This is a genomic window from Bacillus sp. FJAT-45037, assembly GCF_002797325.1.
GTDB lineage: Bacteria > Bacillota > Bacilli > Bacillales > Bacillaceae_D > Alkalihalophilus.
Map to the genome: position 1 here is coordinate 2,804,872 of NZ_KZ454938.1, position 14,798 is coordinate 2,819,669.

Annotated in this window: 16 protein-coding genes; 1 reads left to right on the forward strand and 15 read right to left on the reverse strand. The window is 42.6% G+C overall.

Features of this window, described 5'->3' with window-relative positions; translation table 11 throughout:
* Window positions 1-122: 122 nt before the first annotated feature.
* Window positions 123-1,142: a stage II sporulation protein D gene (gene spoIID, locus CDZ88_RS14200; RefSeq protein WP_100374169.1), complete on the reverse strand. Its 1,020-nt coding sequence runs from the start codon at window positions 1,140-1,142 to the stop codon at window positions 123-125.
* A gap of 155 nt (window positions 1,143-1,297) precedes the next feature.
* Here spoIID and CDZ88_RS14205 point away from each other — a divergent pair, with 155 nt between their 5' ends.
* Window positions 1,298-1,762: a hypothetical protein gene (locus CDZ88_RS14205; protein WP_100374170.1), complete on the forward strand. Its 465-nt coding sequence runs from the start codon at window positions 1,298-1,300 to the stop codon at window positions 1,760-1,762.
* Between the two features lie 233 nt (window positions 1,763-1,995).
* Here the strand turns inward: CDZ88_RS14205 and murA are convergent, their stop codons facing one another.
* The 14 genes from murA to CDZ88_RS14275 form a co-directional block, all read right to left on the reverse strand.
* Window positions 1,996-3,312, reverse strand: coding sequence for a UDP-N-acetylglucosamine 1-carboxyvinyltransferase (gene murA / locus CDZ88_RS14210; protein ID WP_100374171.1), 1,317 nt, complete (start codon window positions 3,310-3,312; stop codon window positions 1,996-1,998).
* Window positions 3,313-3,356: 44 nt separating this feature from the next.
* Window positions 3,357-4,127 carry a YwmB family TATA-box binding protein gene (locus CDZ88_RS14215; protein ID WP_157796566.1) on the reverse strand — a complete coding sequence of 257 codons (771 nt, stop codon included), beginning with the start codon at window positions 4,125-4,127 and terminating at the stop codon, window positions 3,357-3,359.
* A 96-nt stretch (window positions 4,128-4,223) separates the two neighbouring features.
* On the reverse strand, window positions 4,224-4,457 hold the full coding sequence (locus CDZ88_RS14220) for a DUF1146 family protein (protein ID WP_100374173.1): 234 nt from the start codon (window positions 4,455-4,457) through the stop codon (window positions 4,224-4,226).
* Between the two features lie 380 nt (window positions 4,458-4,837).
* Entirely contained in the window at window positions 4,838-5,239 is a 402-nt protein-coding gene (locus CDZ88_RS14225) for a F0F1 ATP synthase subunit epsilon (RefSeq protein ID WP_100374174.1), read from the reverse strand.
* Window positions 5,240-5,341: 102 nt separating this feature from the next.
* Entirely contained in the window at window positions 5,342-6,754 is a 1,413-nt protein-coding gene (gene atpD, locus CDZ88_RS14230) for a F0F1 ATP synthase subunit beta (protein ID WP_100374175.1), read from the reverse strand.
* A 68-nt stretch (window positions 6,755-6,822) separates the two neighbouring features.
* Entirely contained in the window at window positions 6,823-7,689 is an 867-nt protein-coding gene (gene atpG / locus CDZ88_RS14235; RefSeq protein WP_100374176.1) for an ATP synthase F1 subunit gamma, read from the reverse strand.
* A 130-nt stretch (window positions 7,690-7,819) separates the two neighbouring features.
* Window positions 7,820-9,331 carry a F0F1 ATP synthase subunit alpha gene (gene atpA / locus CDZ88_RS14240; protein WP_100374177.1) on the reverse strand — a complete coding sequence of 504 codons (1,512 nt, stop codon included), beginning with the start codon at window positions 9,329-9,331 and terminating at the stop codon, window positions 7,820-7,822.
* Window positions 9,332-9,352: 21 nt separating this feature from the next.
* Window positions 9,353-9,901 (reverse strand): F0F1 ATP synthase subunit delta, encoded by a 549-nt coding sequence (locus CDZ88_RS14245; RefSeq protein ID WP_100374178.1) that lies wholly within the window; start codon window positions 9,899-9,901, stop codon window positions 9,353-9,355.
* A complete protein-coding gene (gene atpF / locus CDZ88_RS14250; protein WP_442857100.1) occupies window positions 9,898-10,392 on the reverse strand; it encodes a F0F1 ATP synthase subunit B in 495 nt (164 codons plus the stop codon). Before atpF ends, CDZ88_RS14245 begins: the two co-directional genes overlap by 4 nt.
* Before the next feature lie 176 nt (window positions 10,393-10,568).
* Window positions 10,569-10,781 (reverse strand): F0F1 ATP synthase subunit C, encoded by a 213-nt coding sequence (atpE, locus tag CDZ88_RS14255; RefSeq protein WP_100374179.1) that lies wholly within the window; start codon window positions 10,779-10,781, stop codon window positions 10,569-10,571.
* 101 nt (window positions 10,782-10,882) lie between these two features.
* Window positions 10,883-11,599, reverse strand: a complete 717-nt coding sequence (gene atpB, locus CDZ88_RS14260; protein ID WP_100374180.1) for a F0F1 ATP synthase subunit A — start codon at window positions 11,597-11,599, stop codon at window positions 10,883-10,885.
* Between the two features lie 5 nt (window positions 11,600-11,604).
* Window positions 11,605-11,997: an ATP synthase subunit I gene (locus CDZ88_RS14265; protein WP_157796567.1), complete on the reverse strand. Its 393-nt coding sequence runs from the start codon at window positions 11,995-11,997 to the stop codon at window positions 11,605-11,607.
* 1 nt (window position 11,998) lies between these two features.
* Window positions 11,999-12,223 carry an AtpZ/AtpI family protein gene (locus tag CDZ88_RS14270; RefSeq protein ID WP_100374182.1) on the reverse strand — a complete coding sequence of 75 codons (225 nt, stop codon included), beginning with the start codon at window positions 12,221-12,223 and terminating at the stop codon, window positions 11,999-12,001.
* Between the two features lie 278 nt (window positions 12,224-12,501).
* A complete protein-coding gene (locus tag CDZ88_RS14275) occupies window positions 12,502-14,634 on the reverse strand; it encodes a S8 family serine peptidase (protein ID WP_442857128.1) in 2,133 nt (710 codons plus the stop codon).
* Window positions 14,635-14,798: the final 164 nt, after the last annotated feature.

Genomic DNA, 14,798 nt, shown 5'->3' on the forward strand with positions numbered 1-14,798 from the left:
TACTCTCTTAAGCATATTCCTCAAGCCCTTCATCTGAAGCGGCTTCTACCCCTGAGCCAAAGCACTATTATTTCTCAACAGAAAAAAACCCACCTGATCTGATGGGTCTACGATTTCATCTCTCATTCCGCTCTCGCTGTTAGCTTCGCTTCGTAGTTGTCTATTGATTGGATGCTGACTCCTTGGTAGTAGTGGTGGACGATATCTTGGTAGTTCTTGCCTTCTTTCGCCATCCCATCGGCGCCGTATTGGCTCATACCGACACCGTGCCCCCATCCTCTTGTTTGGATGACGACGTTGCTTCCTTGTTGCTGCCAGTCAAAGTCTGAGGAATCAAGAGCTAGCTTATCTCGGATGTCACGTCCACTAAATTCCTTGCCCCCGACCACGACTTTGGCTACTCGCCCTCCGTCTGTGCGGTCTGTAATCGCTCCGACTGACCCGTCTTGTGAGAGACTGACGCCAAGCTTTTGTTCTACCTCAGCTACTGGCACTACTTTCTCTGCTGTAAATCTTGGAGAGGTTTGATCCCACGGGCTTTCGACACTTCTTAAATAAGGGATCGGATTGGGCCAGTAGTCTTCTGAGTTTTCCGTATAGCCATTACTCGTTGAGAAGAAAGCAGCTGTAATTGGCTCATCTTCATACGTCAATACTTGTCCCTTGGTCTGTAGAACCGCATCTTGAATCCTTTTATAGTAGAGATCAAACTCACTTCCCCACTTTTCTCTAAGTTCCGCCTCACTTTGATACACTTGATGCGTCACTGTATCCGTCACCATCGCCTCGCCTGGTAACTCTACATCTCCTGGATGAAGCATTTGTCTAACAATATACGTTCTTGCTGTAAGTGCTTGTGCCTTTAAGGCCTCCATTTCGAATGTAGCGTGCATCTCAGAGGCGACAACCCCAGCCACATACTTTTCTATAGGAATCTCTTCAACGATCTCCTGCTTGCTTCTGAACACTTGTATCGCTACATCTGAATCTGTCTCATAGGTGACTTGATTTGATTCGGTCGCGGCTGCGTCTGGAATTGGAATTGATGTTGGTGTTGAGTTATCACCAATTAACACCATCATCGTTGGCAGAATAAGTACCACCGTACATAGAATGGTTGCGATAATGAGTAACCGTTTCATATTCAAGCCTCCATTGTTTAATTTTTCTCACTAGCTATTCTATGGGTCACGGGTACCGTTTAGAACAAGTTCTTTTTCCAATGGGTGAGATAAATCCGTACAAGCGAGAATAGATTAAAGAAAAGCGACTTTTAGATTTTAGAGGAGGACTTTGTATGATACGAAGAAGAAATCAGCTACAACCTTTCGTTCTATATATCATTCTTCTCATTGCGCTTGGTTTTCTCGTTGTCATTTTATTTATTCCAGCAGAAGCTAGACAAGTCAAAATCGTAGTCGATGAATTTTATTCTCTTGAACAAGAAGCACGGTTTTCCTCCTCTTGGGATCTTTTTCACACGGCTATGCATAGCAAATTCAATCGCGACCGCTATATCTCCGACCGTCCACATACATTTATGAATCATTTCGGTGTGGAAACATTTACGTTCGACTTATCAAAGCCTAAAAAGATAAACGAGTGGAAGATGTTTGAGGAGACGGAACCCATTGAAGCATATGAAGTGATCGTCACGAAAACCTATCGGGGGACTTATGGCCATTTTCAATTCATTCAATTTGTTTATGTTGCGAAAGAGGAGGGGCACTGGAGAATTATGTGGGATTACAAAGAGAAGTGATCACCACCCTTCTCATGCACATATGTGGACAAGTTGTTGATAATTAAATTGAATGGCAGCGTTTATTCGTGGAATGTTTTTAAGACATCCATCATTGCGACTTAAAAATTCAGAATAAACTAATAATTAAAGGCCTTTTTGGTAAGACTATTAAAGAAGTCCACAACTGTTCATAAATCTGTGGATAAGAAACAAAGGAAAAAACAAAAAAGCCCTCCGAAAAGGGCTTCATCTTATAAGTTAGAGTTCATACGAAGTGGTGCTTCTTGAACGTCTTCTTCAAGTTCAACTTGTTCTTTCACACGCTCAACGTCTGCACCTAATGCACGCAGCTTGCCCGCTAAATTAATGTAGCCGCGGTCAATATGCTTCAGTTCTGTTACACGTGTAATACCTTCAGCAACAAGACCAGCTAATACAAGAGCTGCTCCTGCGCGTAGATCCGTTGCGCCAACCTCTGCTCCTTGAAGTTTGTTCGGTCCAGAAATAATCGCTGAACGACCTTCAATCTTAATATTCGAGTTCATTCGACGGAATTCTTCGACATGCATAAAGCGATTTTCGAATACCGTCTCTGTGACAACACTCGTTCCTTTTGCTTGAAGAAGTAATGCCATCATCTGAGCTTGCATATCCGTTGGGAATCCAGGGTGAGGCATTGTTTTAATATCCACAGGCTTCAAGAAATCTGGGCCTACAACACGTAATCCATTATCCTCTTCTGTAATCATTACACCCATCTCACGCATTTTCGCGATAAGTGGACGAAGATGTTCCGCAATTGCACCTTCTACTAATACATCTCCAGCAGTAATTGCCGCAGCAACCATGTACGTTCCTGCTTCAATACGGTCGCCAATGACGGTGTGCTCTGCTCCGTTTAGCTGTTTTACGCCTTCGATACGAATGACACCTGTACCAGCTCCACGAACTTTTGCACCCATCGCATTTAAATAATTCGCAAGACAAACGATTTCAGGCTCTTCTGCTACATTCTCGAGTGTTGTTGTTCCTTCTGCAAGAACAGCAGCCATCATGATGTTTTCCGTTGCTCCAACACTTGGGAAATCAAGATAGATTTTAGCTCCTTGCAAACGACCATCAATCCGAGCTTCGATAAAGCCATTTCCAATTTCAACGGTAGCTCCCATAGCTTCGAATCCTTTTAAATGTTGATCAATCGGACGTGATCCAATCGCACATCCACCAGGAAGCGCAATACGAGATCTACCTACACGTGCTAGTAATGGTCCCATTACTAAGAATGACGCTCTCATCTTGCGAACATATTCAAATGGTGCTTCTGTTTTTAATGTTTTTTGTGCATTAACCTTAAATGTGTTGTTCGTATATTCAACGTCAACATTTAGGGTGCGTAAAACTTCTTTCATCGTGTATACATCAGCAAGTTCTGGCACATCATAAAGGTGGCTTGTGCCTTCTCCAGCTAAAATAGATGCAGCAATTACGGGTAGCACAGCATTTTTGGCACCTTCAACTTTCACAGTACCGTTTAGCTTTTTACCACCGCGGACAATAATTTTTTCCAACGTATTCCCCTCCGCGTCTAGAAATTATATTCTATTCTATATTATCAATATTCAGTCGTAATAATAGGCGTTCCTATTGTCACGGTTGTACCGGAGCCCATTGTATCCTCTTGTCTTAATGCTAGTTGAAGGTTCATCTTTTGACCATTTGTAACGATGGCATCTGTCCATACATTATTGTATGCAGAAACCGAGACAAACGTTTCTTCATTTAGAGATTCAACCTCAGTCGCACCAAGGTCAGACAGCATTAGCCTAGCCTCTTCTATAAGAGATTGTTTCCCATATTCTGAATTTTCCGTTCGTACAGCTGTTACTTGAGAAAAAACTGGTGATTGTTGCATCGAGAACATTGTCTTCCTTTCGTTCAAGACGTCATTCATTTTTTCCCATTCGATCAAGTCTTCGGATGATCCTAACCATGCATAAGTGTGGATGATTTCATAGGATCCGTTTTGGTCATATGCATATACATGTAGTTGTTCTTCACCTTCACCCCATGGTGCTGGGCGAGTTGCTGTCATCGACCATTCTGTGTCAGCTACGTTTACATTGCTTAGATTCCAATCAACTAATAACTTGTTCAAATTATGTACATGTTGCAAGAAAGCATCTTGGTCTTTAACGCGACCTTGTCCTTCCCTTATACGCAACTGCCAGTCTTGAACGATTAATTGCTCTTCCTCTGCCCAACTAAGCATCGATTCTAATTCTCGCAAATGATCATCTGATGCATAACTAATTGTTGACTGTACATAACTGTACCCTAGTAGTAAAAAAACAAAACCTAAAAATAAAATACGTACCATGCCCATTACACTCACTCCCAAAGTAAACCTGATTACTATCATTTTTACCTTTAGGAGTTAATGCATACATGGAAGTTGTAGTCAATACTCGACACACTTCTCTTACCATAAAAAACGTAACATTGTTGAAGCATTGTAATAGTCGAGAAAGAAACGACTAACTAAATGAGCAATGGCTATGGTGACTAGAATCATTAAAGCTTTTGCTCTAGGGCTATTCGGTTCTTTTACAAACAGATCAAACTTAAACGCTTGCAATGCCCACCACGTAATCGCAAGGAACATCACGTTCACAAACACGTGGAAGATCGCTTGTTGTCCTAAGCCGTCGAACACAACATTACCTCATTTCCAATCCTTCATTCGCTGTTCGGATTTTGGCACAGAATTATCCAATTACGATTCATTGACTTAATGTTCATTTGTCAAGAACAAAGCAATCCATTTTTCATCTTAACGGATTTCTTCAAAAAAATCTATAGTCTACAATGATGATTTTATAGTTGCACAGACCTATTTTCCGATTTTACGTATAGCTAACTGTGAGACTATTCGCTTAGAGAGATAATTCTCTCCTCATTCATACGCCACTCCCTCTGTAATATATCTACAATTGGAAGTTTTTTTGCATTTAATTGGTTTAATTTACTACTAATTTGTGTCTTCAATAATAAAAAGAGGCGAGCATTATGCTCACCTCTTTCACCGTCAAACATTTATTTCCCTGAAACTTCAAGTCTGTTTATCGCTCTCTTAAGTGATAGCTCTGCACGTTTAAAGTCTACAGTGTCTTTTTTGTTTGTGTTTACACGGCCTTCTGCACGCTCTTTCGCAGAGCGAGCACGATCGACGTCAATCGCTGATGGTAATTCAGCTGCCTCAGCTAAGATTGTTACTTGATCAGGACGAACTTCAACGAAGCCGCCACTAACTGCAATCTTCTCTTCAGCGTTGCCTTTTTTTAAGCGTACAACTCCAATGGTAAGTGGAGCCACTAACGGAATATGTTTTGGTAAGATCCCGAGCTCACCTTCAATGGTGCGAACGATGACCATATCCACATCACCGTCATACACTTTGCCATCAGGAGTTACAACATTTACATGAATCGTTGACATGTGAAAACCCTCCTCGAGTAGCATCACGGGGTTTAATTACTGCATAAACGAGTGCCAAAGCGAACGCTCTGACCCTCGTTTTTAAGTTATGCGATGCGTGAATTACGCCATTTCTTTTGCTTTTTCGATAACTTCTTCAATGCGTCCAACTAGACGGAAGGCATCTTCAGGAAGATCATCGTATTTACCTTCAAGGATTTCCTTGAAGCCATTGATTGTCTCTTGTACTTGCACGTAAGAACCTTTCTGACCAGTGAACTGCTCAGCTACGTGGAAGTTTTGAGATAAGAAGAACTGGATACGACGCGCACGGTGAACAATAAGCTTATCTTCTTCAGAAAGCTCATCCATTCCTAGGATTGCGATAATATCTTGAAGTTCTTTATACTTTTGAAGCGTTTGTTGAACTTGGCGGGCCACACTGTAGTGCTCTTCTCCAACAATTTCAGGTGATAGGGCACGAGATGTTGATGCCAATGGATCTACCGCAGGGTAAATACCCATTTCAGACAATTTACGCTCTAAGTTTGTTGTCGCATCCAAGTGAGCGAATGTTGTCGCTGGAGCTGGATCCGTATAGTCATCGGCTGGAACATAGATCGCTTGGATCGATGTTACAGACCCGAATTTAGTTGATGTGATACGCTCTTGAAGCTGACCCATCTCTGTTGCAAGTGTTGGCTGGTAACCAACGGCTGAAGGCATACGTCCTAATAGGGCTGATACCTCAGAACCTGCTTGCGTGAAACGGAAAATGTTATCAATGAATAGAAGTACATCCTGACCATCACGATCACGGAAGTGTTCTGCCATTGTTAGTCCTGAAAGAGCAACACGCATACGCGCACCTGGTGGCTCATTCATTTGACCGAATACCATGGCAGTCTTCTTGATAACGCCTGATTCTGTCATCTCGTGATAAAGGTCATTTCCTTCACGAGTACGCTCTCCTACACCTGCGAATACCGAGATACCGCCGTGCTCTTGAGCGATGTTATTGATTAATTCTTGAATTAAAACTGTTTTACCAACACCCGCACCACCGAATAGACCGATCTTACCACCTTTGATATAAGGTGCTAATAAGTCTACTACTTTGATACCTGTTTCAAGGATCTCTGTAGTTGTAGAAAGCTCTTCAAATTTAGGAGCTTCACGGTGGATTGGGTCACGCTTTACATCAGCTGCAACTGGCTCGTCTAGGTCAATTGCTTCTCCTAAAACGTTGAATACACGACCTAATGTCGCTTCTCCAACAGGAACTGAGATGGGAGAACCTGTATCAACAGCTTCTGTTCCACGTACAAGACCATCTGTTGAACCCATTGCAACGGTACGAACTGAACCGTCACCTAAGTGCAATGCAACTTCAAGTGTAACTGTAACATCAACCGCATTTTTGTCAGAACCTTTTTGTTCGATCTTTAGTGCGTTATTGATTTGAGGTAATTGACCGTTCTTGAACTTTACGTCAACAACGGGACCCATTACTTGAGTAATGTGACCTATATTCATAGTTATTCCGTCCCTCCTAATGGCTCCTAGCCAATGTTTTCAGGGTATTTGTATTCTGTTTATAAATATTATTCTAATGCCGCTGCCCCGCCGACGATTTCCGTGATTTCCTGGGTAATCGCTGCTTGACGTGCACGGTTATATTTAAGCGTTAACTCATCAATTAGAGCGTTTGCGTTATCCGTCGCCGCACTCATTGCTGTCATACGCGCACCGAACTCACTCGCTTTTGCATCAAGTAATGCACCAAAGATCAAACTCTCCGCATATTGGGGAAGAAGTTTCTCTAGGATCACTTGCTCATTAGGCTCGTACTCATACGAAGCACTTGCTGAGCTTGTTTGTTCATCAGCGATGTTAGATAAAGGTAAAAGCTTCATTTCTGTTACATCTTGTGTCATTGGACTTACGAAGTGGTTGTACCAAACGTACAGCTCATCGAAGATCCCATCGGCAAACATTTCAACAGATGTACGCGCAATGTTTTTAATGTCATTAAATTCCGGTTGATCCGGTAAGCCGACTACTTCCTGAATAATAGGAAGGCCACGCTTTTTAAATAAATCACGTCCAATACGTCCCATGATGATAATTCCGTACTCATCTGGAGAGCTGTGACGTTCTTTGAGCGTGTTTAAAAGAGAACGAACTAGACTACCGTTATAACCTCCAGCTAATCCACGATCAGAAGTCACCACAATGTAGCCTGTCTTTTTAACAGGACGCTCTTCAAGCATCGGATGAGAGATCTCAGTGCCTGAGGAAGCGATTGCTGACACAACCTCACGTACCTTCTCTGTATAAGGTAGGAAAGCTTGTGCATTGTGCTGTGCACGGTTTAACTTTGCAGCTGAAACCATTTGCATCGCTTTTGTGATCTGCTTAGTTTTTTTCGTAGACGTAATTCGTCCCTTAATATCACGTAATGAAGCCATTCGATTCACCACCTTTTCGCAAAAACTAGCTTTGTGACTTGCTTGGTCCTAAGCCTAAGAAGATGAGGTGTCACTCTCTAGAAAAGTGGCAACACCATCTACTTAAGATAACTTTCACCAACCACTAGCCTTACTTGCTTGATACACTAAAACCCTTCTTGAACTCTTCGATTGCTGCTTTAAATTCGCTATCTTCAGGAAGGTTTCCAGTTGTGCGAATGTGATCTAATAGATCTTTTTTGTTGTGGTCTAAGAATGTGAATAACTCAGACTCAAAACGTAATACATCTTCAACTGGGATATTATCCATGAAGCCTTTTGTTAGAGCAAAGATAATCGCAACTTGCTTCTCTACCGGAAGTGGCTTGTGAAGGTCTTGTTTAAGAATTTCAACTGTGCGTTGTCCACGGTTTAGTTTCGCTTGTGTTGCTTTATCTAAGTCAGAACCAAACTGAGCAAATGCTTCAAGCTCACGGTATGCTGCAAGGTCAAGACGCAGTGTACCTGAAACTTTCTTCATCGCTTTAATCTGTGCAGAACCCCCTACACGCGATACCGATAAACCGGCATTAACGGCTGGGCGAATACCTGAGTAGAATAAGTCAGATTGAAGGAAGATTTGTCCGTCTGTAATTGAAATAACGTTTGTTGGAATGTATGCAGATACGTCACCCGCTTGAGTTTCGATGAAAGGAAGTGCCGTAATCGAACCGCCACCTTTTGCATCACTAAGCTTCGCTGCACGCTCAAGTAAACGAGAGTGTAAGTAGAATACATCCCCTGGGAATGCCTCACGACCTGGAGGACGACGTAGTAATAGGGAAAGTTCACGGTATGCAGAAGCTTGTTTTGTTAAATCATCATAGATTACAAGAACATGCTTGCCGTTGTACATGAATTCTTCACCCATTGTTACGCCTGCATATGGTGCTAAGAATAGCATTGGTGCAGGATCTGATGCACTAGCTGAAACAACGATTGTGTAATCTAGTGCTCCGCGTTGACGAAGTGTTTCTACTACGCCTGCAACCGTTGAGTCCTTTTGACCAATCGCAACGTAGATACAGATCATATCTTCGTCCTTTTGGTTTAGGATTGTATCGATTGCAATCGCTGTTTTACCTGTTTGACGGTCACCAATGATTAACTCACGTTGACCACGACCGATTGGAATCATCGTATCAATTGATTTAATCCCTGTTTGAAGTGGTTCATGTACCGATTTACGATCCATTACACCAGGTGCAGGGCTTTCAATTGGACGAGACTTTGTTGTAGCAATTGGACCCAATCCGTCAATTGCTTGACCAAGTGGATTCACAACGCGTCCTAATAATTCTTCTCCAACAGGAACTTCCATAATACGACCTGTACGCTTTACTTCGTCACCTTCACGAATTTCAGTGTATGGTCCTAGAATGATAATACCGATGTTGTTCTCCTCAAGGTTCTGAGCCATTCCCATTACCCCGTTTGAGAATTCAAGAAGCTCACCAGCCATGACGTTCTCAAGGCCATGAGCAAGCGCGATACCATCACCAACACGGATAACCGTACCTACATCTTGAACTTGAACATCAGACTGAAAGCTTTCAATCTGTTGCTTTATAAGAGAGCTAATTTCCTCTGGTTTGATGCTCATATCATTCACCCCTATCCTCTACTAACGTGTACCGGCAACTAACTGACGCTCTAGGCGATTCAGTTGTGATTTCACACTGCCGTCATAAATGCGGTCTCCGATACGAATCTTCAATCCGCCAATAAGGTCTTCATTTACAATATTTGTGACAAGAAGCTTTGCTTTGTTCATTTTCTTACCGAAGATCTCAGCAATTTGCGCTTGTTCTGCTCCAGTAAGTGGTTTGGCTGAATAGACAATCGCTTCGGCCATGTTTTGTGCTTCATATGACATTTTTTTAAATGCGTTGATCATGTTTACAAGGCTATCAATACGCTTGTTTTCAATAAGAAGATTCAACGTATGTAGACTTATTTCACTTAACGACTCTTTAAAGCTTGTTTCAATGAATACACGCTTTTTATCGGTCGTCACTTTCGGGTGCCCAAGAAATGATAGGAATTCAGGTGTGCTCTGCACAACTTCTTTCACAAGTTCCATTTCTTGTGCGACTTCATTAAGGATACCTTTTTCTTCTGCAAGCTGAAAAAGGGCATATGCGTAACGATTGGCTACTGCTTGGTTGCTCATAGCTCCTCGCCTACCTCTTTAAGATACTCTTGTACAAGCTTTTCTTGTTCTTTTGCATCAAGTTCTTTTTCAATGACTTTTGTAGCAATCAGAACAGACAGACTCGCAACTTGCTCACGAAGGGCTGTTACAGCTAGCTCCTTCTCGCGTTGGATTTCAGCAACAGCTGAATCTTTAATACGCTCTGCATCGTTACGTGCTGCTTTTACAATATCTTGACCTTGTTGTTCACTAAGTTTTTTCGCATTTTGAATAATTTCATTTGCTTCTACACGTGCCTGCTCTAATGCCGCGCGTTGCTCCACAATAAATGCTTCAGAGTCTTTACGGTTTTTCTCAGCAGAGTTAATCTGATCATTAATCATTTGCTCACGCTTTTCCATGATTCCTAATAAAGGCTTAAGTGCAAACCTGCTTAGTAAGAAGAGTAGCGTAGAAAAAGCAACTAATTGGTAAAGAGCTGAGCCCCAGTTAATATTCTCGAAAATCACGTGGATTCACTCCTTTCTTGGACGTGAAAAGATAGATACAAAACGTATGTTGACACCCATCAATTTCTCTTAGGATGCATTATTCTGATTAGTTGCACATAAGGAATGGCGCAGGTTCAAGCAGAACACTGTCGCCATTTTTATGCACAATGAAAAAGCTGTTCGTGCGTTTAGAATTATTGGAACAAGATTAATAACGAGATAACGATTGCGATAATCGGCACGGCCTCAGCAAGAGGAACCCCGATAAACATAAGAGTTTGAAGTGTACCACGAAGTTCTGGTTGACGAGTTGTTCCCTCGATTGTTGCTTTTACAATGATTGCTACTGCGATCGCACCTGCAACCGCTGCTAAACCTGCTGCGATAGCAGCTCCTAAAAATGCCATGATAAATTTCCTCCCTATTGTGTGCTTAGTAGTTTATATTTTATTGCTCTTTCCAAGCGGAGTAAATTATACACTGCTTGTCCAAAGCGTTGTTCCAAAGATTAGTGACTTTCTACTTTATGTGCCATGTAAACCATCGCTAGCATGGCAAAGATATAAGCTTGGATAGCTCCGATGAACAAGCCAAATGCTTGCCATACAACGAGCGGTAAAAACGCTCCAAAGATTCCAAACAAACTACCCGTACCAGCTGTTACAAGTAAAATCATAAGAATTTCTTTTGCATATACGTTACCAAACAAACGCATTCCAAGAGTTAACGTATTAGCAAACTCTTCAATGATCTTAAACGGTAATAAAAATGGAACTGGGGTGATGTAACCTTTTAAATACTTACCAAAACCTTGGATTCTAATTCCGTAATAATGGGTAAGGATAACAACAAAGGCAGCCATCGTTAATGTCAAGACTGGGTCTGCTGTTGGTGATTTCCACCAAACTTCATGAGTAGTCGGGTTATAAAGTTCAAATGGTAGCCCGAGCATGTTTGCTACGAATACGTAGAATAACAAGGCATAAGCTAGGACAATAAATCGTCCACCGATCTTCCAGTCCATGTTGGCTTTAATGATCCCGCGAATGAAGTCAACGACCCATTCTATGAAGTTCTGTAAGCCTGATGGGTTCATTGAAAGTCGTCTAGTACCAATGAATGTGATTAAGAAAACAATGAGACAGGCTATCGTTGTCATAAGCACCGTAGACATATTGAAACTTAGACCCATAAACTCCTCAATAGGCGGCTTATGATCGTTCATACTATTCACCTCTTTCTCATAAATTGAAATAGCATATCAAGCATAATAATGACATAAATCAGGGAAAGCCCTGCAATGACTAAGAGTACATCAAACGTGTCGGGATTGATGAGCGCCCAGTAAACGACAGAGAGAGCTAGTACAATACGAACTAAATAGCCAAACCCTGCAAGAATAAATGGAAGGACGGGATGTTTTCTTTCTCTATCGGCAACCTTCCCGACAACTTTCGCCAAGTAGTAAGTCGTCCAAAGATTAAGAAAACTAATAGAAAGGCCTGCAAAAAAACTGAGGAATGACACACTGTATGGGGTGACGAGGTATCCTATGAGAAATAAGACTAATAACGACGTAATGATGACTGTATGTTGTCTCATTTTCCCTTCTACTGAACCCATATTACCCATCGTCTCCTAAGAACGGTTCAATCGTTTTCATAACGCCATAAAACCCTACACCCAAACCACTAAGTACCGAAATGACAAGAAAAAACGGTTTCGCACCGAATTGATCTCCTAGCCATAATCCAGCAAAAACACCCATAAATACTCCACCTACGATATAAGATGAGATGATCGATACAAGTGCCATAGCGCGTAATGGGTTGCGTTTGTTTGTCGACATGAACTCCGCTCCCCTCTTGCTTTTCCAGAGCTTTTCGAACCTTTTCACTTATTTATGTAAACCTTATCATCGTATCCTTTGTAATCGTACAATAGCAAAAACCTTGTGTCAACGTGTTTTCAATCTAAAAAAAAAGAGATTTGTTGATATATTCCTTTGTTCACACTTCTGTCATATTCCGCAGAATATTACGTTTTTATACATGGTTCTTCTTTTCTTTTACATCTTTGTCGTTTTAAGTAGTCTTCAAAAAATGAGAGAGTGTGTGGCACTCTCCCCTACTCTGTTCCTTGGCTTTTTGGTGGTAGTTCCTCACCGATCGTAATCCAGGACTCGATTGTGTCTTCTTGTCCGTCATTGATCGCATAAATGAGTGCTTTGTAAACCCCATCTTCAAGGTCCACTGTCTCAAGCGTTCCTTCGATCATGCCTCGACCGATGTCTTTTTTGTTGTCTAAAAAGGAAACAAACTCAAACGTGTCAGGATCATATAGCACAATTCCAAACTCTTCCGCTCCACCAGGCAAGTATAATTCGTATCGATACGTGTCCTCTTTGTCACCTTGACCGAAGTTAAAAGCCATTAGACGAGGATAGTTTGGTTCATCAATAAAGAAAACATATGGAACAGAAATCGTCTCTCTTCCACCTTCTACTAAAATTTCACCGTGATGAATTCCCTCAGCTAAGACGGAGGGAAGCATATCAAGCGTCACATTGACTACACGCTTTTCGCCTGGTTTCAGCGTGGTTGAAAATGGCACTTCCCATTGCAATCCATCAGGTGCTTCAAATGGTGGAATGACATGAAACGTTCGAGAGGTCCTGTCATGATTTTCAATCGTAAAGGTTACCTCCCGCTTTTGGCGTGGATCTTCGCGCGTCCATTTTCCAAACGTCACCGCTCCTGGATACACAAGCGTTTTTAACTGGACAGCTTTATCTACTTGCAATCGACCTGCCCCTTGTTCATGCGGTAAGTAAGGGTCTCCCTCGGCATTTATCAATTTTTTTGCTGAATTCATCAACGCTGCTTTAATTTGTTCTGGTGTCCAGTCTGGGTGAGCTTGCTTCAATAAAGCGGCCGCTCCTGCTACATGAGGCGCCGACATGCTCGTGCCATTTAGTCCTAAATACCCTTTAGGAACCGTACTATTAATCGACACGCCTGGTGCAACCAAGTCAGGCTTTACTTCCCACGTTTGTGTGACTGGTCCACGTGAGCTAAACGGTGCAATAAAGTCTTCTTCCTGCCTGTAGATCGTTCGCAAATTTACCTTTTGATTTGATGTATCAAGTTGATCTAGCAACCAGTCGCCATCGTCTTTGGTCACACTGACAACAGGAAGCTTCACTCCCCCCTCGACAACCCCAACAAATGCTCCAGGCAAATTATTATAAATGATTAACGCCCTCGCTCCTGCTTTTTTGGCGTTATGCGCTTTTTCTGTGAAAGGAATCATGCCTCGCTTCACGAGTAAAATGCTCCCTTCCACATCTAGCTCTTCTAATTCCTCAACCGTACCAAGTCCTCCGTCGACAAGCGGAAAATCACGCTTTAAGTTCCACGGCATCGTACCACCGAGCGGAAACAATGTCAGTTCGGTGTCACCACCAAATATTGTTGCATACGGCGTTTTAATTGGAGGAGCCGACGCCCCAACGGATATGGCTTTCGTTGATGTACCTGGCGAGCCAACCGTCCACATATTTGGTCCACTGTTCCCGTTGGAAGTCACCGCGACCACCCCTTCTTCGACAACACGATCGAGCGCAATGCTCGTTGGCCAGTCTGGTCCATTCACCGTGTTGCCAAGGGAAAGGTTTAAGACATCAACCCCGTCTTCCACCGCTTTTTCAATCGCTTCAATGACTTGTTCGGTTGTTCCTTGACCGCCAGGACCTAACGCTCGATATGCATAGATCTCTGCATCAGGAGCGACACCTTTTACTTGACCATTTGCTGCAATGATCCCCGCAACATGCGTCCCGTGTAATGTCGGAATCCCCTGGTTCGACTGAGTTTCCATCGGGTCATCGTCATAGTCAACAACATCATATCCACCTTTATAGTTTGCTTGTAGATCGGGATGTTTGTAGTCGATCCCTGTATCGATCACGGCCACTTTTATCCCTTTGCCCGTGAGCCTCTCTCCGTTTCGACTAAACATTCCACGAACCTCGTCTCCTCCGATAAACGGGACACTGCCATCTAAGTTGGCCTCGTACCGGACGACTTGATCAATTCGTTCAATCGATTGAATTTGCCTTAACAGATCGAGATCTTCTTTGTTTACTTCTATTGAGAATCCGTTGTATACGCGATGAAACGTTTTACGGACTTTGCCAGACGGAATGAGTGCCATTACATCTCTAATAGCTTCTTCCGGATCTTCGTTAGTCGCCACCATAACGACGACTCTCTCCGTTTCGCTTTGGAACTGAAAGTGTTCAGGTGGCGACGGTCGTTCCGGAAACATGGCTGCATGTACTGGTTGCATCATCAAAACCGTGATGATCAGTGTGCAGCATAACCAACTAAATAAGCGCAAACCAATCTCCTCCCAACTTTCTT